The organism is Streptomyces sp. NPDC012474, assembly GCF_042955185.1.
GTDB lineage: Bacteria > Actinomycetota > Actinomycetes > Streptomycetales > Streptomycetaceae > Streptomyces > Streptomyces cahuitamycinicus.
This window is the reverse complement of record NZ_JBIBEP010000003.1, coordinates 488,265-510,878: the sequence shown is the minus strand read 5'-3', so window position 1 is coordinate 510,878 and position 22,614 is coordinate 488,265. Positions and strand designations below refer to the sequence as shown.

Here is a 22,614-nt window from a genome sequence, read left to right as displayed (position 1 = left end):
CCACCCCCCCCCCCCCCCCCCCCCCCCCCCCCCCCCCCCCCCCCCCCCCCCGCGCCCCGGCCGGGGGGGGCGGCCCCCCCCCGCCCCCGGGCGCCCCCGGCCCCCCCCCCCCCCCGGGGGGTCCGCCCCACTGAGCTGCGGGCATGCGTGCCGCCAGGGGCGATGGGGCCCCCTGCTCGATGGGAGCCGACAGCTTGGGGAGGGTGGGCGCTGGGGTCCCCCCTGCTCGGAGAGCTTGGGGGAGGCACCCCGATCCGCCGGGTTGCGGAACGCCCCGGCCTCAGCGGCAACGCCGGGCACCTGGCAGGTGACAGCTACCGGCGGCCGGGGCCGGCGGCGCGAACCCGGCCGGCGCCGACGCCGGGGCGGGCGGCGGCGAGGCCGCCGCTGCCCTGCGCCGCACCCCGGCCCGCTACCGCCGCCGCAGGTCCGCCACCCGCGCCCGCTCCGCCCCAGGGCCCTGATCACCCAGCATCGAGGCGGACCGCAACTGCCCCCCGGCCCCCGGCGCCTGTCGCCTGGGCCCGGGCACCGGCACATCCCGGCGCTGCTGACGCGCCGGGACGGCATCACCCCCGGGGCCTGCCGACCCCGCGGAACCCCCCTGCCCCCCGGCCACGGCGATCTGCACGCCCTGGTCGGCAAGCGCCTGGAGTTCCGTGGCCGCACGGTCGTCGTGGGCGGGCGGCTCGTCCGTGACGAGGCGCGTGATGAGATCCGTGGGCACGGTCTGGAACATGGTGTCGGTACCGAGCTTCGTGTGGTCCGCGAGCACCACCACCTCCGCCGCGGCCTGCACCAGCGCCCGGTCGACGGACGCCGACAGCATGTTGGACGTGGACAGCCCCCGCTCGGCGGTCAGCCCGCTCCCGGACAGGAACGCCCGCGACACCCGCAGCCCGTGCAGGGACTGCTCGGCACCACTGCCGACGAGGGCGTAGTTCGAACCGCGGAGCGTACCGCCGGTCATCACCACCTCGACCCGGTTGGCATGGGCCAACGCCTGGGCGACGAGGAGAGAGTTGGTGACGACGGTGAGCCCGGGCACCCGGGCGAGCCGGCGCGCCAGCTCCTGGGTCGTCGTACCCGCCCCGACCACGATCGCCTCCCCCTCTTCCACGAGGTTCGCGGCGAGGTCGGCGATGGCGGTCTTCTCGGCGGTCGCGAGATGAGACTTCTGCGGAAAGCCGGACTCCCGCGTGAAACCGCCCGGCAGTACCGCACCGCCGTGCCGGCGGTCGAGGAGTCCTTCTGCCTCCAGCGCGCGCACGTCCCGCCGTACGGTCACTTCGGAGGTCTGGACGACGCGGGCGAGCTCACGGAGCGACACGGCCCCGTTCGCTCGCACCATTTCGAGGATCAATTGGCGACGTTCTGCAGCGAACACGAAACTGACAGTAACGCCAGCGACCGTCTGCTTTCAGCAGTTTGCGCTGAATAGCAGAAGATGTTCGCACCGAGCAGCGGGAAGTGGTATAAGGCCTAGTCCTGCCGCCTATGCCGTACGCATGGTCGAACACTCCCCGTGACCAGCGAGGAGCCGGTTTCGGCCTCAGCCGGCGCCGTCCTCCTTGCGGGTGTGCAACTGCCGTGCCACCTCGGCGATCGAGCCTGACAGGGAGGGGTAGACGGTGAAGGCCTTCGCGATCTGCTCGACGGTCAGATTGTTGTCGACCGCGATCGAGATCGGGTGGATCAGTTCCGAGGCGCGCGGCGCCACGACGACTCCGCCCACCACGATGCCCGTGCCCGGACGGCAGAAGATCTTGACGAAGCCGTCCCGGATGCCCTGCATCTTCGCGCGCGGGTTGCGCAGCAGCGGCAGCTTCACGACCCGGGCGTCGATCTTCCCGCCGTCGACGTCGGCCTGCGTGTAGCCGACGGTGGCGATCTCGGGGTCGGTGAAGACGTTCGAGGAGACCGTCTTCAGGTTCAGCGGGGTCACGGCGTCGCCCAGGAAGTGGTACATCGCGATGCGGCCCTGCATGGCGGCCACGGACGCGAGGGCGAACACTCCGGTCACGTCACCGGCCGCGTACACGCCCGGAGCGGTCGTACGCGACACCTTGTCGGTCCAGATGTGACCCGACTCGCGCAGCCTGACCCCGGCGTCCTCCAGCCCCATGCCGGCGCTGTTGGGCACGGCACCGACGGCCATCAGGCAGTGCGATCCGGTGATGACGCGCCCGTCGGAGAGGGTCACCTCGACCCGGTCCCCCACCCGTTTGGCGGACTGCGCCCGGGAACGCCCCATGACGTTCATGCCGCGCCGCCGGAAGACGTCCTCCAGCACGACCGCCGCGTCCGGGTCCTCACCCGGCAGCACCCGGTCCCGCGACGACACGAGCGTCACCCTCGAACCCAGTGCCTGGTAGGCGCCGGCGAACTCGGCACCGGTCACACCCGACCCGACCACGATGAGCTCCTCGGGCAGCTCGTCGAGGTCGTACACCTGGGTCCAGTTCAGGATCCGCTCACCGTCCGGCTGGGCGTCGGGCAGCTCGCGGGGTTGCCCGCCGGTCGCGATGAGCACGGCGTCGGCCGTGAGCGTCTCCTCACTCCCGTCGGCGGTGCGCACCACGACCTTGCGCGACCCGTCGAGCGCCTGCATGCCCTCCAGCCGCCCGCGCCCGCGCATGACACGCGCCCCGGCGCGCGTCACGGAGGCGGTGATGTCGTGCGACTGGGCGAGCGCGAGCCGCTTCACCCGCCGGTTGACCTTGCCCAGGTCGACGCCCACCACCCGGGCGGCCTGCTCGATGTGCGGGGTGTCGTCGGCGACGATGATCCCCAGCTCCTCGTACGAGGAGTCGAAGGTGGTCATCACCTCGGCCGTGGCGATCAGGGTCTTCGACGGCACGCAGTCGGTGAGCACCGACGCCCCGCCCAGACCGTCGCAGTCGACGACGGTCACCTCCGCGCCGAGTTGGGCGGCCACCAGGGCCGCTTCGTATCCGCCGGGTCCGCCACCGATGATCACGATCCGAGTCACATGCCCCATTGTCCCGCACCGCTCGGCGGGCCACCGCCCCGGGGCCCCGCCGATGCGCCTGTTGTTGCGACAGTGACGCCGGGCGGCCTGCCGTACCCTTCCCCCATGTCGCTCTACGCCGCGTACGCCGGCAACCTCGACGCGCGGCTGATGTCCCGCCGCGCCCCGCACTCGCCGCTGCGCGCCACCGGGTGGCTGAACGGCTGGCGGCTGACCTTCGGCGGCGAGCACATGGGCTGGGAGGGCGCGCTGCCGACGATCGTGGAGGACCCGTTCTCCCAGGTCTTCGTGTCCCTGTACGACATCGCCCCGATGGACGAGGAGTCGCTCGACCGCTGGGAGGGCGTGGGCCTCGACATCTACCGTCGTACGCGTGTCCGGGTCCACACCCTGGACGGTGAGGACTCCGCCTGGGCCTTCACCCTGAACGCGTACGAGGGGGGCCTGCCCTCCGCCCGCTACCTGGGGGAGATCGCCGACGCGGCCGAGTCGGCCGGCGCTCCCCACGACTACGTCATGGAGCTCCGCAAGCGTCCCTGCTGACGGCGGCCCTTCTCGTCGGAAACGACAAGACAACGATCGCCACCCCGTGAGCTCTGCCATCTACGCGCGTAGGCATTCACCGGCTACCCTCGTCGGCGTGAACGCATCTCTTCTTCCGGACGACATCCAGGGCGACCCCCACGCGGCCGCCGACGCCGCCGCGGCCCGCCTGCGCGAACTCACGGGCGCCGAGACCCACGACGTCGCCCTCGTGATGGGCTCCGGCTGGGCCCCGGCCGTGGACGCCCTGGGCGCCCCCGAGGCCGAGTTCCAGGTCACCGAGCTCCCCGGTTTCCCGCCGCCGGCGGTGGAGGGCCACGGAGGCAAGATCCGCTCGTACCGGATCGGCGACAAACGCGCCCTGGTCTTCCTGGGCCGTACGCACTACTACGAGGGCCGAGGGGTGGCGGCGGTCGCCCACGGCGTCCGCACGGCGGTCTCGGCCGGCTGCAAGACGGTCGTCCTCACCAACGGCTGCGGCGGCCTGCGCGAGGGCATGCGCCCCGGCCAGCCGGTCCTCATCAGCGACCACATCAACCTCACCGCTACCTCCCCCATCATCGGCGCGAACTTCGTCGACCTCACCGACCTGTACTCGCCGCGTCTGCGCGCCCTGTGCAAGGAGGTCGACGCCACGCTGGAGGAGGGCGTCTACGCCCAGTTCCCCGGCCCGCACTACGAGACGCCGGCCGAGATCCGCATGGCCCGTGTCATCGGCGCGGACCTGGTGGGCATGTCGACGGTCCTGGAGGCGATCGCCGCACGTGAGGCGGGTGCCGAGGTCCTGGGCATCTCCCTCGTCACCAACCTCGCCGCGGGCATGACGGGTGAGCCCCTGAACCACGAGGAGGTCCTCCAGGCGGGCCGCGACTCCGCGACGCGCATGGGTTCGCTCCTGACGCAGGTCCTGGGCCGCCTGTAGGAAGGCTTCGCGGCTGTGGCCACTGCGCCTGCCGTCCGGCGGCTGCGGGTCCGCAGTGGCTGGTCGCCCGGTTGCCCGCGCCCCTGGGAGGGTTGCGGTCGCCTGCGCGAGAAGGCAGCCGCAGCCGCCCACCAGGGGGCATGCCGCCGGCCGCCCGCAGCGGCAAGGGGACGTGTCGGGGGTGTCCGCAGTGGCAAGGGGACGTGTCGGGGGTGTCCGCAGTGGCAAGGGGACGCACCCGCACCCGCGTACGGCGAGAAGGGGACGTGCCGGGGGGTGTCCGCCCGCAGCGGTTGGCGCGTCAACGGGGGGTCAGTCGGTACACAATCCCATCGCGCACAACCCCATCGCGCCGTTCCGAGGACGGACACCCCCCGGCGCGGCCCCGCCCCACCCCCGGCGTCAGGCGAAGACGCGCACCCCACCACCCTGCGCAGACCACCGCGGGCGCACACCCAAACCACACGACACCGGAGAGGCTGACACCACACCGTGCACGAAGAACTCATCGCGCAGGCCCAGGCGTGGCTCACCGAGGACCCCGACCCGGAGACCCGCACCGAGCTCGCCCGCCTCATCGACGCCGAGGACCACACCGAACTCGCCGCCCGATTCAGCGGCACCCTCCAGTTCGGCACCGCCGGACTCCGCGGTGAACTCGGCGCCGGTCCCATGCGCATGAACCGCTCGGTCGTCATCCGGGCCGCCGCCGGCCTCGCCGCGTACCTCAGGAAGCAGGGCCACGGCGATGGCCTCGTCGTCATCGGCTACGACGCCCGCCACAAGTCCCACGACTTCGCCCAGGACACCGCCGCCGTCATGACCGGCGCCGGCCTGCGCGCGGCCGTCCTCCCCCGCCCCCTCCCGACCCCCGTGCTGGCCTTCGCGATAAGGCACCTCGGCGCGGTCGCGGGTGTGGAGGTCACCGCCAGCCACAACCCGCCCCGCGACAACGGCTACAAGGTCTACCTCGGCGACGGCTCCCAGATCGTCCCCCCGGCGGACATCGACATCGCGGCGGAGATCGCCGCCGTCCCGTCCCTCACCACCGTCCGGCGCCCCACCGAAGGCTGGGAGACCCTCGACGACAGCGTCCTCGACGCCTACCTCGCCCGCACGGACGCCGTCCTGTCCGAGGGCTCCCCCCGTACGGCCCGCACGGTGTACACGGCGATGCACGGCGTCGGCAAGGACGTCCTCCTGGCCGCGTTCGCCCGCGCGGGCTTCCCGGAACCCGTCCTCGTGGCGGAGCAGGCCGAGCCCGACCCGGAGTTCCCGACCGTCGCGTTCCCCAATCCGGAGGAACCCGGCGCGATGGACCTGGCCTTCGCGACAGCACGCGCCTGCGAGACCGCCCCGGACCTGATCATCGCCAACGACCCGGACGCGGACCGCTGCGCCGTCGCCGTACCGGACGGCACCGACTGGCGCATGCTCCGCGGTGACGAGGTCGGCGCCCTGCTCGCCGCCCACCTGGTCCGCCGCGGAGCGACCGGCACCTTCGCGGAGTCGATCGTCTCCTCGTCCCTCCTCGGCCGTATCGCCGAGAAGGCGGGCCTTCCCCACGTGGAGACCCTCACCGGCTTCAAGTGGATCGCCCGCGCCGAGGGCCTGCGCTACGGCTACGAGGAGGCCCTCGGCTACTGCGTGGACCCGGACGGCGTACGCGACAAGGACGGCATCACGGCCGCGCTGCTGATCACGGAACTGGCCTCACAGCTCAAGGAGGAGGGGCGTACGCTCCTCGACCTGCTGGACGACCTGGCGGTGGAGCACGGCCTGCACGCGACGGACCAGCTCTCGGTCCGCGTGGAGGACCTCTCCCTCATCGCCGCCGCTATGGGCCGCCTGCGCGAACAGCCCCCGACGGAGCTGGCCGGTCTGCCGATCACCCGTACCGACGATCTCACCAAGGGCACGGCCGACCTGCCGCCCACGGACGGTCTGCGCTACACCCTCGACGGCGCCCGGGTGATCGTCCGCCCGAGCGGCACGGAGCCCAAGCTGAAGTGCTACCTGGAGGTCGTGATCCCGGTCGGGTCCCACCAGGATCTCCCGGCGGCCCGCGCGAGGGCGACCGACGTCCTGGAGTCGATCAAGCGCGACCTGTCGGCGGCGGCGGGCATCTGAGGCCGATGCCCGGCACCACCGCCCCGAGCCGGTGACTCAGGAACCCTTCCGGGCGGCCTCCCGCCGCTGCCGCTTGCCGAGAGGCGCCTGGGAGAGGTCCTCGGCGCTGGACCTCAGGTTCTTGTAGCCGTAGCCGCGCTGCTCCAGCCAGGTCCGCGCCGACTCCTCGGCCCGCTCGGTCGCCTCGAGGATGTCCTCCTCGGCCTCCCCGGAGTCCAGGAAGCGGAAGGTGAAGGCGGGCCGCACGGCCACGTCGTACGTGAGGCTCCCCTCGGGCGTGAAGGCCGCGCGCAGCACGTCGTGCTCCGCGGCCCGCTCCAGCAGCGCGGCCCGCTGGTCGGCGCTCAGCCCGTCGAAGACGCCTCGGACGGTGACACGGAAGGTACGGGTGCTCATGCCCCGAACCTAGGCCCGGGGAGCGCACCGGCTCCACCGCTTTCCGTCACCGGACGGATAGCCGAAACCCTGGCCGACCCGCCGCCGGCAGAACCGGCCGGGCGGCCGGCCCAGCGCCCCGGACCACTCGGGCGTCACCCCAGCCCACCAGAACCACTCGGGCCATCACCCCACCGCCACCAGAACCGGCCCGACCGTCACCCCAGCACCCCAGACCCACCCGACCCATCACCCCACCGCCACCAGAACGGCCCGACCGTCACCCCAGCACGAACAGAACCGGCCGGACCGTCACCCCACCGCCACCAGAACCGGCCCGACCGTCACCCCAGCACGAACAGAACCGGCCGGACCGTCACCCCAGCGCAACCATGATCAGCACCAGCACCGCCCCCGCGGCCGCCGGCGCCAGCACCTCGTAGGCCCACCGCACGGTCACCTCGCCGCGCGCCGACTCCGCCTGGCGGCGCGCCTCGTGCAGCCCGCGCAGGTCGTCCATGATCTGGTCGGTCTCCGCCCGCACGGGCCCGTCCGACAGCGGCTCCCGGCTGAAGCCCAGCCTCAGCCCCTCGGTCGTGCCGAGCGCGCCGCCGCGGCTTGCTTCCCGCCCCGTCCGCCGCCGCGCCTGCGCCGTCGCCCGCATCTCACGCCGCGCGGCCTTCTTGCGCGCGCGCAGCGAGACCGGCACGGCCCACAGCTGGTACTTCGCACCGGATTCGGTGAGGACCTCGTTGGAGTAGGCGGAGCGCAGCGAGGCGACCTGCCCCCAGGGCACGACGACGATGCGGAAGGGGTTGCGGATCCGCAGCCGGTCGTCGCCGGCGTGCACGGCCGGGCGCAGGGTGAAGGCGACGACCAGCGGCACGACGAGCAGCAGCAGGGCGAGCGCGAGCCACGGCGTGCGCCCCTCCCCGGAGATCACCGCGTCGACGCCGAGCCATCCGGCGATGGCGAGCAGCAGCACGCCACCGGCGATGGCCGGGGCCGACCGGTACACCCGGTCCTTGGACTGGGGCTCCGCGGGCTGCGGCGTCGGCGGCTGGGATTCGGGGCTCGTCATGTCTCGATTCTGCCGGACCCGTCCGCACGTCCCTCATCCACGTCCCCCACGCCTGGGGACGACCGGCGGATCCTCCCGGGAGAAACCTGGGGGCTGTACAGCCGCTACGCGCGTAGATATGCTCGTCTGGTGACCATGCCCAGTTCTGCACTCACCGCAGCTCATCCCCTCAAGGACGTCGCCGCGTCCGACAGCGCGCTGCGCCGCTTCCTCCACGGGCTCCCCGGCGTCGACGCGGTCGGGCTCGAAGGCCGTGCGGCCTCGCTCGGCACCCGTTCGATCAAGACGACCGCCAAGGCGTACGCCATCGACCTCGCCATCTCGATGGTCGACCTGACGACGCTGGAAGGCGCGGACACCCCGGGCAAGGTCCGGGCGCTCGGCGCCAAGGCGGTCAAGCCCGACCCGACGGACCGTACGACGCCGTCCACGGCGGCCGTCTGCGTCTACCCCGACATGGTGGCCGTGGCCAAGGAGGCCGTCGCGGGCTCCGACGTGAAGGTCGCCTCGGTCGCCACGGCGTTCCCGGCCGGCCGCGCCGCGCTGGACGTCAAGCTGGCCGACGTCCGCGACGCCGTCGCCGCGGGCGCCGACGAGATCGACATGGTCATCGACCGCGGGGCGTTCCTCTCGGGTCGATACGTGAAGGTGTACGACGAGATCACCGCCGTGAAGGAGGCCTGCGGCACCTCCGCGCGCCTGAAGGTCATCTTCGAGACGGGCGAGCTCTCGACGTACGACAACATCCGCCGCGCGAGTTGGCTCGGGATGCTGGCGGGCGCGGACTTCATCAAGACCTCCACCGGCAAGGTCGCCGTCAACGCGACCCCGGCGAACACCCTGCTCATGCTGGAGGCGGTGCGTGACTTCAAGGCGCAGACCGGCATCCAGGTCGGTGTGAAGCCGGCCGGCGGCATCCGCACCTCCAAGGACGCCATCAAGTTCCTGGTGCTGGTCAACGAGACGGCGGGCGAGGACTGGCTGGACAACCACTGGTTCCGCTTCGGCGCCTCCTCGCTGCTGAACGACCTGCTGATGCAGCGCCAGAAGCTGGCCACCGGCCGCTACTCCGGTCCCGACTACGTGACGGTGGACTGATCACCATGGCATCGGTATTCGAATACGCCCCGGCCCCCGAGTCGCGCGCGATCGCCGACATCGCGCCCTCGTACGGCCTGTTCATCGACGGCGAGTTCGTCGAAGCGGCGGACGGCAAGGTCTTCAAGACCGTCTCCCCGTCCACCGAGGAGGTCCTCTCCGAGATCGCCCGGGCCGGTTCCGAGGACGTCGACCGTGCGGTGCAGGCCGCGCGCCGGGCGTTCGAGAAGTGGTCGGCGCTCCCGGGCGCGGAGCGCGCGAAGTACCTCTTCCGGATCGCCCGGATCGTCCAGGAGCGCTCCCGCGAGCTCGCCGTCCTCGAAACCCTGGACAACGGCAAGCCGATCAAGGAGACGCGCGACGCCGACCTGCCCCTGGTCGCCGCGCACTTCTTCTACTACGCGGGCTGGGCCGACAAGCTCGACCACGCGGGCTACGGAGCGAACCCGGGGCCTCTCGGCGTGGCGGGCCAGGTCATCCCCTGGAACTTCCCGCTCCTGATGCTGGCCTGGAAGATCGCCCCGGCGCTCGCGACGGGCAACACGGTCGTCCTGAAGCCGGCCGAGACGACCCCTCTCTCGGCACTGTTCTTCGCGGACATCTGCCGCCAGGCGGGCCTGCCCAAGGGCGTCGTCAACATCCTGCCGGGCTACGGCGACGCGGGCGCCGCGCTGGTGTCCCACCCCGACGTGAACAAGGTCGCCTTCACCGGCTCCACCGCCGTCGGCAAGGAGATCGCCCGCACGGTCGCCGGGACCCGCAAGAAGGTCACGCTGGAGCTGGGCGGCAAGGGCGCCAACATCGTCTTCGACGACGCCCCGATCGACCAGGCCGTCGAGGGCATCGTCAACGGCATCTTCTTCAACCAGGGCCAGGTCTGCTGCGCGGGCAGCCGCCTCCTGGTCCAGGAATCGATCCAGGAGGAGCTCCTGGAGTCCCTGAAGCGCCGCCTGTCCACGCTGCGCCTCGGCGACCCGATGGACAAGAACACGGACATCGGCGCGATCAACTCCGAGGAGCAGCTCACGCGCATCACCTCGCTCGTCGAGCAGGGCGAGGCAGAAGGCGCCGAGCGCTGGTCGCCGGCCTGTGAACTGCCGGAGAGCGGCTACTGGTTCGCCCCGACGCTCTTCACGAACGTCACCCAGGCGCACCGGATCGCCCGCGACGAGGTCTTCGGCCCGGTGCTGTCGGTCCTGACCTTCCGCACGCCGGACGAGGCGGTCGCCAAGGCCAACAACACGCCGTACGGCCTGTCCGCCGGCATCTGGACGGAGAAGGGCTCCCGCATCCTGGCGGTCGCGAACAGACTCCGCGCGGGTGTCGTCTGGTCCAACACGTTCAACAAGTTCGACCCGACGTCGCCGTTCGGCGGCTACAAGGAGTCGGGCTTCGGCCGCGAGGGCGGTCGCCACGGCCTGGAGGCGTACCTCGATGTCTGACACGCGACTCAGTGTCCTCAAGACCTACAAGCTGTACGTGGGCGGCAAGTTCCCGCGTTCCGAGAGCGGCCGGGTGTACGAGGTGACGGACTCGAAGGGCAAGTGGCTGGCGAACGCGCCGCTGTCGTCCCGCAAGGACGCCCGGGACGCCGTCGTCGCGGCGCGCAAGGCGTTCGGCGGCTGGTCCGGGGCGACGGCGTACAACCGCGGTCAGGTGCTCTACCGCGTCGCCGAGATGCTGGAGGGTCGCCGCGACCAGTTCACCCGTGAGGTGGCCGACGCGGAGGGCCTGTCGAAGTCCAAGGCGGCGGCGGTCGTGGACGCGACGATCGACCGCTGGGTCTGGTACGCGGGCTGGACCGACAAGATCGCCCAGGTGGTCGGCGGCGGCAACCCGGTGGCGGGCCCGTTCTTCAACCTGTCCTCCCCCGAGCCGACGGGCGTGGTCGCCGTCCTGGCGCCGCAGGAGTCGTCGTTCCTGGGCCTGGTGTCGGTGCTCGCCCCGGTGATCGCGACGGGCAACACGGCGATCGTGGTGGCGAGCGAGAAGTCCCCGCTGCCCGCCCTGTCCCTGGCCGAGGTCCTGGCCACCTCGGACGTCCCCGGTGGCGTGGTGAACGTCCTGTCGGGCCGCACGGCGGAGATCTCGACCCCGCTCGCGGCCCACCAGGACGTCAACGCGATCGACCTCGCGGGCGCCGACGAGTCCCTCGCGAAGGAACTGGAGATCGCGGCGGCCGACAACCTCAAGCGCGTCCTCCGTCCACAGCCTGTGGATTACGCCGAGACCCCCGGCACCGACCGCATGACGGCGTTCCTGGAGACCAAAACGGTCTGGCACCCCACGGGGTCACTGGGCGCGTCGGGTTCCTCGTACTAGGCGCCCCTCACAGCCGAAGCCCCGGCCCTCCTCCGTCCAGGAGGCCCGGGGCTTCTCCGCGTCCCGCCCCCTCAGATCCCGAGCCGCTGCCCGATGCCGTCGAGCACGCAGTCGAGGCCGAACTCGAACTCCCAGGCCCGGTCGTCCTTGCGGGTCGCGCCGAGGGCGTACTGCTCGAAGGCCGGGTAGCGGCCCGTGCCCACCAGGTAGCGCATCTGCGGGGCGAGCGCCTCGCGGGTCTCGTCGCCGCTGGTCCAGCCGTGGCGCTCCTGGTAGTCACGCACACCGATCTCGGACTGGGCCGAACCGTGCACGAAGGAGGTGACGGCCCGGAAGGCGGCCATCACCGAGTCGGCGTCCAGGCCACAGACGGCGAGCGCGGCCAGTTGCCGGTCCGCCACGGCCATCCGTGACGGTGTGAGCAGGATGACGGGGGTGGGCATGGCCGCCATCCACGGGTGGGCGAGCATCAGCTCCCGGGTCTGCAGGGCGTAGGAGCGCAGCACCTCCCGCCAGTCCGTCGCGTCCTGCGGGACGGCCAGGTCGCGGGAGACCCGGTCGATCATGAGTGCCCAGAGGTCGTCCTTGCCGTTGACGTGCCGGTAGGCCGCCATGGGAGCGACGCCCAGCTTGGTGGCGAGGCGGCGCATGGTGACGGCGGCGCCGCCCTCCTCGTCGGCGATCTCGACCGCGGCGGCGGCGATCCGCTCCAGGGTCAGCGAGGCGCGCGGGAGGGGGGCGGGCCGCTCCATGCGCTCCCAGAGAGAGGGCCCCGTGGTCCCGCTCTCCTCGCCTTCCTTCTTCGCGACCGCCATGGTCCGCTCCTCCCGGTCGATGTCGTGTACAGCGTATGGCCAGTAGACGACGTACACATCTCTGTGTACGTTGTACGCGCAGATATACGCCGTACACCTCCAAGGGGAGACCCATGCCCGACCGCACCGAACCGCTCCGCGTCGCCGTCCTCGTCGGCTCGACCCGCGAGGGGCGCTTCGCACCCGTGGTGACGAACTGGCTGACCGGCCATCTCGAACAGCGCGACGACCTGGTCGCCGACGTCGTCGACCTCGCGAAGACGCCGCTGCCGACCGTCTTCCCGGCGTTCGGTCAGCAGCCGCCGTCCGGCTCCCTGGAGCAACTGGCCCTCGTCTCACCGCGCCTCGCCACGGCCGACGCCTTCGTCCTCGTCACTCCCGAGTACAACCACAGCTTTCCGGCGTCCCTGAAGAACGCGATCGACTGGCACGGGGGGGAGTGGCACGGCAAGCCGGTCGGCTTCGTCTCGTACGGCGGCCTGTCCGGCGGTCTGCGCGCGGTGGAGCAGTTGCGGGTCGTCATGGCCGAGGTGAACGCCATGACCATCCGCAACACCGTCAGCCTCCACGACGCCTGGAGCCGCTTCGACGAGGACGGCTCCTGCAAGGACCCCGCCGCCGACACCGCCGCGAAGGCCCTGCTCGACCAGCTCGCCTGGTGGGGCCACGCCCTGCGGGACGCCAAGTCCGTCCGCCGCTACGTCGCCTGAGCACCGAACGCGAATCAGGGGGAACCATGGACACGCACCCCGCGGGGACCACCGCGGAAGGGGCCGCCCGCCCGGCCACCCCGCCCGGCCGTCTCGTCATTCTCGGACTGCTGCTCGGGATCGTGCTCGCCACGCTCGACGGCACCGTCGTCGGCACCGCGCTGCCCACCATCGTCGGCGACCTCGGCGGCCTCGACCACCTCTCCTGGGTGCTCACCGCCTACCTGCTGACCACGGCGGTCTCCACTCCCGTCTGGGGCAAACTCGGCGACCTGTACGGCCACAAGGGCACCTACCTCACTTCCATCACGGTGTTCCTGGCCGGCTCGGTGCTGTGCGGACTCGCCCAGGACATGGGGCAGTTGATCGCATTCCGGGCCTTGCAGGGGATCGGCGCGGGCGGCCTGTTCGTGGGGGCCCTCTCACTCATCGGCACCCTGCTCACCCCGGCCGAGGCCGGACGCGCACAGTCCCTGATCGGGGTCCTGCTGCCCGCCGCGATGATCGGCGGCCCCCTGGTCGGCGGCTTCCTCACGGACCACCTGGACTGGCGCTGGGTGTTCTACGTCAACCTCCCCGTCGGCGCCGTCGCGCTGCTCCTCATCGGCCAGGGGGTCCGGCTGCGCACCACCCGGGTGAAGGCGCCGATCGACCTGGCGGGAGCCGGGCTGCTCACCGGCGCGATCCTCGCCCTGACACTGCTGGCGAGCTGGGCCGGGACGACATACGCCTGGACGTCACCGCAGATCATCGGGCTCGCACTGGTCTGCGTCATCGCGCTGGCCGCCTTCGTGCGGGTCGAGCGGCGCGCCCCGGAACCCGTGATCCCGCCCCGGCTGTTCCGGGACCGGAACTTCACGGTCGCTCAGGTCCTCAGCTTCACCACGGGCGCTGCCATGCTGGCGGCGGCGAGCTTTCTGCCTCAGTACCTGCAGTTCGTGCGGGACATGTCGTCCACCCGGAGCGGACTGCTGCTGCTTCCGCTGATGCTGGGCATGATGAGCGCCCAGCTCGTCATCGGCCGGCGGATCGCCGACGGTGGACACTACCGTGCCTATCCGATCGCGGGCGGTGCGCTGGCCTCGGCGGGGGCGCTGTCGCTGCTGGCCCTCGGCACGGCCACGACGGCGCCCGTCACCTCGGGCCTGACACTGGTGCTCGGCGTGGGCATCGGATGCCTGATGCAACCGGCGATGCTCATCACGATGAACAGCGCCGAGCCCCGTGACATGGGCGCGGCCAGCGGCACCCAGACGCTGCTGCGCACCATCGGCGGCTCCCTGGGCGTCGCCGTCCTCGGGTCCGTCTACACCAGCCGGCTCACGGCCACCGTGACGGACCGGCTCGGTGCCGACGGCGGGCGGTTGACCCAGGGCGAGCTGACGCCCGGGCAGTTGCGGGACCTGCCGGAGCCGGCCCGGAACGCGTTCCGGACGGGAGTGGTCGACGGCCTGCACGGTGTCGCGCTCGGCACGGCCGTGCTGTGCGCCGTGGCCTTCGCGGTGGCGTGGCTGGTCCGGGAGGTCCCGCTGCGGGGCCGGTGAGCTACCGCTGCGACAGCAGCCCCGTCACCTGCCCCACCACCGGCATGCTCCCGATCGACTGCGCCTGCGCCACCGGCCCCGTCAGCGCCTGGGACGTCATCGGCTTGAAGTCGGCGAGCTGGGTGCCGAGGCCGTTGTCGAGCGGGTCGACTCCGGTGCCGGCGAGCGGGTTCGGCTTGAGGCCGGCGACCGGGCCGGTGACGTAGCCGACCGTGCCGGTGGCGGCCTGGAGGCCGGACTGGGGATCGATGTTGCCGAGGGAGGTCGGGCGGGTGTTGACCACGCCCAGGATCGAGGACGTGTCCGCCGCGGCCGACGCCGTGCCCGCCCCCAGTGCCACGCCCGCGGTCGCGAGGACGGCCAGGGCACGCTGGGCGGCCGGCTTCTTGGGAGAGTCGTGTCGGGCCATGAGTGCCACCTTCTGATGCACTGGGTAATCGTGTCGGGACCGAGGGTAGTTGAGGTGTGACGCGCGCATCAAAGGCGACCCGCGGGGTCGTACGGCCCCCGGCGGATGCCTCACACTGGTGTCCCGTGAGCTCTCCACTGCACATATCGACGCGAGTCGTGCTGCTCTGCGGCCCTTCCGGCTCCGGCAAGTCCCTTCTCGCGGCCCGCTCCGGCCTCCCGGTGCTGCGGCTCGACGACTTCTACAAGGAGGGCGACGACCCGACCCTGCCCCTGGTGGCGGAGAGCTCCGACATCGACTGGGACCATCCGGACTCGTGGGACGCGGACACGGCCGTCGCCGCGATCACCCGGCTGTGCCGCACGGGTCGTACGGAGGTTCCCGTCTACGACATCTCCCTCAGCGCCCGCACCGGCGGCGAGACGGTCGACATCGGACGGACGCCGCTGTTCATCGCGGAGGGCATCTTCGCCGCGGAGATCGTCACGCGCTGCCGCGAACTCGGTGTTCTCGCCGACGCGCTGTGCCTGAGCCGCGGCCCGGTGAAGACGTTCCGCCGCCGCTTCCTGCGGGATCTGAAGGAGGGTCGCAAGTCGGTGCCGTTCCTGCTGCGCCGCGGCTGGCGCCTGATGCGGGAGGAGCGCACGATCGTCGCCCGCCAGACGGCCCTGGGCGCGTACGCCTGCGACCGCGACGAGGCGATGGGCCGGCTGGCGGCAGCGGCGGCCGGCCGGTGCGCGAGCCTCCGTACGGCGGCCTAGCCCTTCAGGGCCCGGTCGGCGCACAGAGGAAAGCGGGACCGGACGGACCCCCCGGCCCTCCAGTCCCGCTCCTGTGCTCCCCCGTTGTCCTCCCCCGAGTCCCCCGTTGTCCCGCGATGACGCCCCCCCGGCATCCGCGCGGTCCCCCACTCTCCTGCCAGGACGCCCCCCAGCGTCCCCGCAGTTCCCCCGTGGGCCCCCTTTGTGGTGCTCCCCCCGAACCTTCAGGCCACGAGCTCGCCGAAGGCGTCCTCCTCGTCACGGCCGAAGCTGAGGACCTCGTCCTCGCGCAGCCGGCGGAGCGACCGCCAGATGCTGGACTTCACCGTGCCGACACTGATGTCGAGGATGTCCGCGATCTCCGGGTCCGTGCGGCCCTCGTAGTAGCGCAGGACCAGCATGGTGCGCTGGAGTTCGGGCAGCCGGGCCAGCGCCTGCCACAGGACGGCGCGCAGCTCGGTGCCGCGCATCGCGTCCGTGTCACCGGGCGTCTCCGGCAGTTCCTCGGTCGGGTACTCGTTGAGCTTGCGGCGCCGCCAGGCGCTGATGTGCAGGTTCGTCATGGTGCGGCGCAGGTATCCGCCGACCGCGGCCTTGTCGCTGATCCGGTCCCAGGCCCGGTAGGTCGAGAACAGCGCGCTCTGCAGCAGGTCCTCGGCCTCGAAACGGTCACCGGTGAGGTGGTAGGCGGTTGCGTACAGGGAGGCACGGCGCTCCTTGACGTAGGCGGTGAACTCCGCTTCCGTCAGCGAGCGGCGCTCCCCCGAGCCCTCCCCGTACGCGACTCCCCCGTGAGACGCCCCCGTCCCCTTGTTCTCCCCCGTGGGTGCGTCGACCACCGTCATGAACGTGGTGTGCTGACGCCCGGTGCCGCGAGCGCACCCCCGCCCACGCTCCAATCCGCTCGCGCGGGAGGGGCCCCCATCGGCACCGGCCTTCTCGGAACTCCGGTGCACATCGTGCAGACGCGTGACAACTGCGCTGGTGCTGATGCCGTGCAGCGTGTTCATCTCGCGCCCCCCGTCGTGGACTTCCGGTGTGCGGCCCGCCGGTTGGGGCGGGCTTCCTTGCCTGTGCCGAGAAGCTTGCCGCGGCACTTTCATGGCCGTGTCCGCCGACTGTCACAGACCTGTCACAGGGGTCGGGCACAGGTCCGCCACAGGTCGTACACACGCGTCGGCGGTACCGGCCGAACCGACTGGACCCCACCGGTCGAACACCGACCCCTCCATGGGCCAGAATGAGCGCGTGCCTTCCCTGTTGCTGATCGAGGACGACGACGCCATCCGGACGGCCCTGGAGCTCTCGCTGACGCGCCAGGGTCATCGCGTGGCGACCGCTGCCAGCGGTGAGGACGGTCTGAAGCTGCTCCGTGAGCAGCGGCCGGACCTGATCGTGCTGGACGTGATGCTGCCCGGCATCGACGGGTTCGAGGTGTGCCGGCGCATCCGGCGCACGGACCAGTTGCCGATCATCCTGCTGACCGCGCGCAACGACGACATCGACGTGGTGGTCGGGCTGGAGTCCGGCGCCGACGACTATGTCGTCAAGCCGGTGCAGGGCCGGGTGCTGGACGCCCGGATCCGGGCCGTGCTGCGGCGCGGCGAGCGGGAGTCGAACGACGCGGCCAGCTTCGGCAGCCTCGTCATCGACCGCTCGGCGATGACCGTGACGAAGAACGGTGAGGACCTCCAGCTCACGCCGACCGAGCTGCGGCTGCTGCTGGAGCTGAGCCGGCGGCCGGGCCAGGCGCTGTCCCGGCAGCAGCTGCTGCGGCTGGTGTGGGAGCACGACTACCTGGGCGACTCGCGGCTCGTGGACGCGTGTGTCCAGCGGCTGCGCGCCAAGGTCGAGGACGTGCCGTCGTCCCCGACGCTGATCCGTACCGTGCGGGGTGTCGGCTACCGGCTGGACGCGCCTCAGTGACCCAGGCGCACCAAGGGGGAGCCCGCGGCTGGACCGGGGCGCGCAAGGGAGTTCTGTCGCGGCTGCGCTTCACGAGCCTGCGGCTGCGACTGGTCGTCGTCTTCGGCCTGGTGGCCCTGACGGCCGCCGTGTCCGCGTCCGCGATCGCGTACTGGCTCAACCGCGAGGCCGTGCTCACCCGCACCCAGGACGCCGTGCTGCGCGACTTCGAGCAGGAGATGCAGAACCGGGCCGCCGCGCTGCCCGAGCGTCCGACGCAGGACGAGCTGCAGCACACCGCGGGCCAGATGGCGGGCAGCGATCAGCGCTTCAGCGTGCTGCTGGTCGGCCGCGACACCGAGGGCCGGACCGTCTACGGCAGCTCCGGCGGGCTGAACGGCTTCTCGCTGCGCGACGTGCCGGTCTCGCTGCGCACGGCGGTCAACAAGACGCAGAAGCCCGACGGGGCCGACAAGCACCCGCACCACCTGTACTGGCAGCGGATAGCCGACCACGACACGCCGTACCTGGTGGCCGGTACGCGCGTGATCGGCGGCGGCCCGACCGGTTACATGCTCAAGTCGCTGGAGCCGGAGGCGAAGGACCTCAACTCGCTGGCCTGGTCGCTGGGCATCGCCACGGGCCTCGCGCTGATCGGCTCGGCGCTGCTCGCGCAGGCCGCGGCGACGACGGTGCTGAAGCCGGTGCAGCGGCTCGGGACGGCCGCGCGGCGGCTCGGGGAGGGCAAGCTGGACACCCGGCTGCGGGTGTCGGGGACGGATGAACTCGCCGATCTGTCGCGGACGTTCAACAACGCGGCCGAGGCGCTGGAGAAGCGGGTCGCCGACATGGCCGCCCGGGACGAGGCGTCCCGGCGGTTCGTGGCGGACATGAGCCATGAGCTGCGCACGCCGCTCACCGCCATCACCGCCGTCACGGAGGTGCTGGAGGAGGAGCTGGAGGCGGAGACCGGGAGCATGGACCCGATGATCGAGCCCGCCGTCCGGCTGGTGGTGAGCGAGACGCGGCGACTGAACGACCTGGTCGAGAACCTGATGGAGGTCACCCGCTTCGACGCGGGCACCGCCCGGCTCGTCCTGGACGACGTCGACCTCGCCGACCAGATCACCGCCTGCATCGACGCCCGCGCCTGGCTGGACGCGGTCGAGCTGAACGCCGAGCGCGGTCTGCACGCCCGCCTGGATCCGCGCCGCCTGGACGTCATCCTGGCCAACCTGATCGGCAACGCGCTCAAGCACGGCGGCTCCCCGGTGCGGGTGTCGGTGCGGGAGGCGGACGACACGATCGTCATCGAGGTGCAGGACCACGGGCCCGGCATCCCGGAGGACGTCCTGCCGCACGTCTTCGACCGCTTCTACAAGGCCAGCGCCTCCCGGCCGCGTTCCGAGGGCAGCGGCCTGGGCCTGTCCATCGCGCTGGAGAACGCCCACATCCACGGCGGTGAGATCACCGCGGCCAACTCACCCGACTCGGGCGCGGTGTTCACCCTGCGGCTCCCGCGCGGCACGTCCCCGGAGGAGGAGCAGCCCGCCGAGGACGAGCCGGCGCCCGAGGGCGGCACCGACCGGCCGCGGTGCGAGGACCCGAAGGGGAACGCATGATGACCGCTCGTCTCGCGGCCGTGCCCCGCCTGCCGGCCGTTGTGGCACTCGCCGTGCTGCTGGCCGGCTGCGGGATCCGGGCCACGGAGGTGCCGACGAACTTCGGGCCCGCGCCCTCGCGGGTGCAGTGCTCGCTCACCGAGCCGGACGTCTCGACGCAGGCGGCCCGGGGGCTGCCGGTGCAGGTGTTCCTGCTGTGCGGGTCCGCGCTGGTGACCGTCGACCGGACCGTGCGGGTCCCGGACGGCGCGGCCGACTCCGAGCGGCGCGTGCTCGTCGCGCAGGGCCTGCTGGACCAGCTCGCCACACCGCCGTCGGCCGCCGAGAAGGAAGCCGGCTACAGCACGGACGTCCGCGACGGCATCACCGTCGGCGGGCCGCGCCCCGGCGACCCGGAGGACACGCTGCGGCTGAGCACGGCACCGGCGGGAGTCACCTCGTACGCGCTGGCGCAGATCGTCTGCACCTTCTCCGACTCGGCGGCGGCCGAGGGGGACGGCTCGGTGGTCCTGGGAGGGCCCGGCACCGGCGCACCGCGCCGCTACGAGTGCACCGACGAGGTGCGGGCCCGGCCGGGCGGCGCGGAACCGCCGTCGAAGGACGTGGCCCGGGAGTGACCCGGCCGGATTGTGGCGCATGCCTCACAGGCCTGTCAGGGTCCATCCCGGAACCGATCCCGCCGAAGTCCGCGTCTAGGGGGGCGTGCAGCGTCAAGGTTCCGTCGGCGGCAGCGCCGAGTTCCGCATCCGTGCGACGGGGGGTGTCCTCCTCGTCGCCCACCTCGCGTTCGTCGCCTGGCTCACGCTGCGACCGCTGGACGTGCCCTGGGTGATGCCCGCCAATCTGCGGCCGTTCGCCGGCATCCGGGGCGATCTCGCCCTGGGCTGGCCCGCGGCGGCCCGCCGGATCGGTGAGGGGCTGGCCCTGCTCGCCCCGCTGGGTGTGCTGCTGCCGATGGTGAGCGGCAGACTGGTCGTCTCGCCGCTGGCGTCCCTGCTGCGCACCGTCGCGGCCGGCGCTCTGCTGTCGTGGGGCATCGAACTGCTGCAGACCGGCGTGCCCGGTCAGGTCGTCGACGTCGACTCGTTGTTCCTGAACACCGCGGGCGTGGCTCTCGCGCATCTCGCGCTGGTCCCGGCGGGCCGCTCCTGGCTGCGCCGCCGTACCGCCACTCGCGTGCTGCGTACGCCCCTCCCCCCGGAGGAGCCGGCTCAGGGTCGGACCCCGACGATTCCCAGGGTCGGGATCGCTCCGTGGAGCGACGCTTTGCCCCCTTCGTCTCCGTAGCGTGGAGTGCAGATGGGGTACTCGGACGAGAGGCCTCACTCACCCTCACGAAGGAGTCGCACATGTCCCGCCCCGCCCGCCCCACCCACGGCCGCATGATCGGCGGTGTGTGCGCCGCGCTGGCACGGCGCTTCGGCACCTCCGCGACGACGATGCGCGTGATCTTTCTCGTCTCGTGCCTGCTGCCCGGCCCGCAGTTCCTGCTGTACATCGCGCTGTGGATCGTGCTGCCCTCGGAGGACAAGGTGCACGGCAAGACCCAGACGGCCTGGTGACGCCCTGACGCGAGAACGCCGATGGGGCGCACCCCGTGCAGGTGCGCCCCATCGGCGTGTGGGTCCGCCTCGGCGGGAGGATCAGCCGACCGGCACGCCGTTCACCGGCAGGCCGTGCGTGGGCAGACCCTGCACCGGGAGCCCGCCCAGCAGCTTGGCGGCCGGGCCCGTCGGACCCTCGGCGAGCAGCTGCTCGGCGACCGGCTGCGCGGCGGCCAGACCGGCACCGGCCGCCGTCTGTCCCTGTCCCAGCGCCTGACCCGAGCCCGGCAGCGTCTGGGAGAGCTGCTCCGCCGGGAGCGCGGTGGTGACGGTCTCCAGCGTCTGGGCGGTGTCCGGGAGGGCCGGGGCGGCGGTGGCGGCGCCCGCGCCGGCGGCGGCGAAGGCGGCACCGAGAGCGGCGACACCGAGGGACTTGGCAGCAGACTGCTTCATGAAATGCGTCCTCGTAACGGGATGACGGGGTGGGTGAGCGGTGCAGCGACCGTAAACACCCGGCGCCATCCGCCGCAAACATCGAAATGCGGACGGATTGTGAACGCCGTACGCATCCACAGTGCGCCGAATATCCCCGGATCAGCCCTCGGAATCGGCAGAACCGCTGGTGGGAGCGGCCTGACGGAACAACCATTCGGATTTCAGTTCTGCATATCCGGGCTTGACGACGTCATTGATCATGGCCAGTCGTTCATCGAAAGGAATGAACGCTGATTTCATCGCATTGACGGAGAACCACTGCATGTCGTCGAGCGTGTATCCGAATGCCTCGACGAGGTGCTCGAATTCCCGGCTCATGCTGGTGTGGGACATCAGGCGGTTGTCCGTGTTGACCGTGGCGCGGAAGTGCAGCCGGCGCAGCAGCCCGATGGGATGCTCGGCGTACGAGGCCGCTGCCCCGGTCTGGAGGTTGGAGCTCGGGCACAGCTCCAGCGGGATGCGCTTGTCGCGGACGTAGGAGGCGAGCCGCCCGAGTTCGACCCGGCCGTCCTCATGGACCTGGATGTCGTCGATGATCCGCACGCCGTGCCCGAGCCGGTCGGCGCCGCACCACTGCAGGGCCTGCCAGATGGAGGGGAGCCCGAAGGCCTCGCCCGCGTGGATGGTGAAGTGGTTGTTCTCGCGCTTCAGGTACTCGAAGGCGTCGAGGTGCCGGGTGGGCGGGTAGCCGGCCTCTGCGCCCGCGATGTCGAAGCCCACCACCCCCAGGTCGCGGTAGCGGTTGGCGAGTTCGGCGATCTCCAGGGCGCGGGCCGCGTGCCGCATGGCGGTGAGCAGCGCACCGACGCGGATGCGCGATCCGTTCTCGCGGGCGCGCCGCTCCCCTTCCCGGAAGCCCTCGTTGACGGCCTCGACGACCTCTTCGAGGCTGAGGCCGCCCTCCAGGTGCTGCTCGGGGGCGTAGCGCACCTCGGCGTAGACGACGCCGTCCCCGGCCAGGTCCTCGGCGCACTCGGCGGCGACCCGGACCAGGGCGTCGCGGGTCTGCATGACGCCGACGGTGTGGGAGAACGTCTCCAGGTAGCGCTCCAGGGAGCCGGAGTCGGCGGCCTCGCGGAACCACAGGCCGAGCTTCTCGGGGTCGGTGTCGGGGAGCTGGGTGATGGGGGCACCTCCCACGCCTTCAGGGCTGTGGGGGACGTTCTCGCGGGCGAGTTCGACGATCGTGCCGGGGCGCAGACCGCCGTCGAGGTGGTCGTGCAGCAGAACCTTGGGCGCCCGGCGGATCTGGTCCGGTGTCGGGGTGTTCGCGGTGGTCTGGCTCGTCATTTCCGCACTCTAACTCCTACGCGCGTAGAGGGCGCCCCGGTTGCTCTGCCTTTTCG

General features: G+C 71.9%; 23 protein-coding genes. 14 read left to right on the top strand and 9 right to left on the bottom strand.

Going from position 1 to position 22,614, the window contains the following annotated elements; all coding sequences use genetic code 11:
- Nucleotides 1–412: 412 nt before the first annotated feature.
- A complete protein-coding gene (locus tag ACFY9S_RS10535) occupies nucleotides 413–1,387 on the bottom strand; it encodes a DeoR family transcriptional regulator (RefSeq protein WP_391125373.1) in 975 nt (324 codons plus the stop codon).
- A gap of 165 nt (nucleotides 1,388–1,552) precedes the next feature.
- Nucleotides 1,553–3,001 (bottom strand): NAD(P)H-quinone dehydrogenase, encoded by a 1,449-nt coding sequence (locus tag ACFY9S_RS10530; protein WP_391125370.1) that lies wholly within the window; start codon nucleotides 2,999–3,001, stop codon nucleotides 1,553–1,555.
- A gap of 96 nt (nucleotides 3,002–3,097) precedes the next feature.
- Between ACFY9S_RS10530 and ACFY9S_RS10525 the strand changes: the two genes are divergently transcribed.
- The 3 genes from ACFY9S_RS10525 to ACFY9S_RS10515 all read left to right on the top strand — a co-directional run bounded on the left by ACFY9S_RS10525 (nucleotide 3,098) and on the right by ACFY9S_RS10515 (nucleotide 6,587).
- Complete coding sequence (locus ACFY9S_RS10525) at nucleotides 3,098–3,535, top strand: gamma-glutamylcyclotransferase (protein WP_102913635.1); 438 nt, start codon at nucleotides 3,098–3,100, stop codon at nucleotides 3,533–3,535.
- Between the two features lie 97 nt (nucleotides 3,536–3,632).
- Nucleotides 3,633–4,457 (top strand): purine-nucleoside phosphorylase, encoded by an 825-nt coding sequence (locus ACFY9S_RS10520; RefSeq protein ID WP_102913636.1) that lies wholly within the window; start codon nucleotides 3,633–3,635, stop codon nucleotides 4,455–4,457.
- Between the two features lie 492 nt (nucleotides 4,458–4,949).
- Nucleotides 4,950–6,587, top strand: coding sequence for a phospho-sugar mutase (locus ACFY9S_RS10515; RefSeq protein ID WP_391125366.1), 1,638 nt, complete (start codon nucleotides 4,950–4,952; stop codon nucleotides 6,585–6,587).
- Between the two features lie 36 nt (nucleotides 6,588–6,623).
- Here ACFY9S_RS10515 and ACFY9S_RS10510 read toward each other — a convergent pair whose 3' ends face one another.
- Together ACFY9S_RS10510 and ACFY9S_RS10505 are read right to left on the bottom strand one after the other, a co-directional pair.
- Nucleotides 6,624–6,983, bottom strand: coding sequence for a DUF6204 family protein (locus ACFY9S_RS10510; RefSeq protein ID WP_391125363.1), 360 nt, complete (start codon nucleotides 6,981–6,983; stop codon nucleotides 6,624–6,626).
- 355 nt (nucleotides 6,984–7,338) lie between these two features.
- Complete coding sequence (locus ACFY9S_RS10505) at nucleotides 7,339–8,043, bottom strand: PH domain-containing protein (protein ID WP_391125360.1); 705 nt, start codon at nucleotides 8,041–8,043, stop codon at nucleotides 7,339–7,341.
- Nucleotides 8,044–8,178: 135 nt separating this feature from the next.
- On the opposite strand from ACFY9S_RS10505, the gene deoC reads away from it, so the two are divergent.
- The 3 genes from deoC to ACFY9S_RS10490 are packed head-to-tail and all read left to right on the top strand — an operon-like array spanning nucleotide 8,179 to nucleotide 11,463.
- Nucleotides 8,179–9,141 carry a deoxyribose-phosphate aldolase gene (deoC, locus tag ACFY9S_RS10500; protein ID WP_391125357.1) on the top strand — a complete coding sequence of 321 codons (963 nt, stop codon included), beginning with the start codon at nucleotides 8,179–8,181 and terminating at the stop codon, nucleotides 9,139–9,141.
- Nucleotides 9,142–9,146: 5 nt separating this feature from the next.
- Nucleotides 9,147–10,583: an aldehyde dehydrogenase family protein gene (locus ACFY9S_RS10495; RefSeq protein ID WP_391125354.1), complete on the top strand. Its 1,437-nt coding sequence runs from the start codon at nucleotides 9,147–9,149 to the stop codon at nucleotides 10,581–10,583.
- On the top strand, nucleotides 10,576–11,463 hold the full coding sequence (locus ACFY9S_RS10490) for an aldehyde dehydrogenase family protein (protein WP_391125351.1): 888 nt from the start codon (nucleotides 10,576–10,578) through the stop codon (nucleotides 11,461–11,463). Before ACFY9S_RS10495 ends, ACFY9S_RS10490 begins: the two co-directional genes overlap by 8 nt.
- 71 nt (nucleotides 11,464–11,534) lie before the next feature.
- On the opposite strand, the gene ACFY9S_RS10485 is transcribed toward ACFY9S_RS10490, so the two are convergent.
- Nucleotides 11,535–12,278: a TetR/AcrR family transcriptional regulator C-terminal domain-containing protein gene (locus tag ACFY9S_RS10485; RefSeq protein WP_391125348.1), complete on the bottom strand. Its 744-nt coding sequence runs from the start codon at nucleotides 12,276–12,278 to the stop codon at nucleotides 11,535–11,537.
- A gap of 113 nt (nucleotides 12,279–12,391) precedes the next feature.
- On the opposite strand from ACFY9S_RS10485, the gene ACFY9S_RS10480 reads away from it, so the two are divergent.
- Together ACFY9S_RS10480 and ACFY9S_RS10475 are read left to right on the top strand one after the other, a co-directional pair.
- The gene (locus tag ACFY9S_RS10480; RefSeq protein ID WP_391125346.1) at nucleotides 12,392–12,988 is read left to right on the top strand and encodes an NAD(P)H-dependent oxidoreductase; all 597 of its coding nucleotides are present in this window, start codon (nucleotides 12,392–12,394) and stop codon (nucleotides 12,986–12,988) included.
- Between the two features lie 26 nt (nucleotides 12,989–13,014).
- Nucleotides 13,015–14,532 (top strand): DHA2 family efflux MFS transporter permease subunit, encoded by a 1,518-nt coding sequence (locus ACFY9S_RS10475; RefSeq protein ID WP_391125343.1) that lies wholly within the window; start codon nucleotides 13,015–13,017, stop codon nucleotides 14,530–14,532.
- Between the two features lies 1 nt (nucleotide 14,533).
- On the opposite strand, the gene ACFY9S_RS10470 is transcribed toward ACFY9S_RS10475, so the two are convergent.
- Nucleotides 14,534–14,941, bottom strand: a complete 408-nt coding sequence (locus tag ACFY9S_RS10470; RefSeq protein WP_391125340.1) for a hypothetical protein — start codon at nucleotides 14,939–14,941, stop codon at nucleotides 14,534–14,536.
- A 56-nt stretch (nucleotides 14,942–14,997) separates the two neighbouring features.
- Here ACFY9S_RS10470 and ACFY9S_RS10465 point away from each other — a divergent pair, with 56 nt between their 5' ends.
- Nucleotides 14,998–15,702 (top strand): uridine kinase, encoded by a 705-nt coding sequence (locus tag ACFY9S_RS10465; RefSeq protein ID WP_391125337.1) that lies wholly within the window; start codon nucleotides 14,998–15,000, stop codon nucleotides 15,700–15,702.
- Nucleotides 15,703–15,926: 224 nt separating this feature from the next.
- Here ACFY9S_RS10465 and ACFY9S_RS10460 read toward each other — a convergent pair whose 3' ends face one another.
- A complete protein-coding gene (locus ACFY9S_RS10460; protein WP_391125334.1) occupies nucleotides 15,927–16,712 on the bottom strand; it encodes a SigE family RNA polymerase sigma factor in 786 nt (261 codons plus the stop codon).
- A 238-nt stretch (nucleotides 16,713–16,950) separates the two neighbouring features.
- Between ACFY9S_RS10460 and afsQ1 the strand changes: the two genes are divergently transcribed.
- From afsQ1 to ACFY9S_RS10435, 5 genes are all read left to right on the top strand, one after another.
- On the top strand, nucleotides 16,951–17,628 hold the full coding sequence (afsQ1, locus tag ACFY9S_RS10455) for a two-component system response regulator AfsQ1 (protein ID WP_097219620.1): 678 nt from the start codon (nucleotides 16,951–16,953) through the stop codon (nucleotides 17,626–17,628).
- Nucleotides 17,625–19,229 carry an ATP-binding protein gene (locus ACFY9S_RS10450; RefSeq protein ID WP_391125330.1) on the top strand — a complete coding sequence of 535 codons (1,605 nt, stop codon included), beginning with the start codon at nucleotides 17,625–17,627 and terminating at the stop codon, nucleotides 19,227–19,229. The genes afsQ1 and ACFY9S_RS10450 overlap by 4 nt, the downstream gene beginning before the upstream one ends.
- The gene (locus ACFY9S_RS10445; RefSeq protein ID WP_391125327.1) at nucleotides 19,226–19,846 is read left to right on the top strand and encodes a hypothetical protein; all 621 of its coding nucleotides are present in this window, start codon (nucleotides 19,226–19,228) and stop codon (nucleotides 19,844–19,846) included. Before ACFY9S_RS10450 ends, ACFY9S_RS10445 begins: the two co-directional genes overlap by 4 nt.
- Before the next feature lie 85 nt (nucleotides 19,847–19,931).
- Complete coding sequence (locus tag ACFY9S_RS10440) at nucleotides 19,932–20,516, top strand: VanZ family protein (RefSeq protein WP_391125324.1); 585 nt, start codon at nucleotides 19,932–19,934, stop codon at nucleotides 20,514–20,516.
- 62 nt (nucleotides 20,517–20,578) lie between these two features.
- Nucleotides 20,579–20,791, top strand: coding sequence for a PspC domain-containing protein (locus tag ACFY9S_RS10435; protein ID WP_391125322.1), 213 nt, complete (start codon nucleotides 20,579–20,581; stop codon nucleotides 20,789–20,791).
- A gap of 81 nt (nucleotides 20,792–20,872) precedes the next feature.
- Here ACFY9S_RS10435 and ACFY9S_RS10430 read toward each other — a convergent pair whose 3' ends face one another.
- Complete coding sequence (locus tag ACFY9S_RS10430; RefSeq protein WP_391125319.1) at nucleotides 20,873–21,226, bottom strand: ATP-binding protein; 354 nt, start codon at nucleotides 21,224–21,226, stop codon at nucleotides 20,873–20,875.
- Nucleotides 21,227–21,367: 141 nt separating this feature from the next.
- Nucleotides 21,368–22,558: an adenosine deaminase gene (locus tag ACFY9S_RS10425; protein ID WP_391125316.1), complete on the bottom strand. Its 1,191-nt coding sequence runs from the start codon at nucleotides 22,556–22,558 to the stop codon at nucleotides 21,368–21,370.
- Nucleotides 22,559–22,614 lie beyond the last annotated feature (56 nt).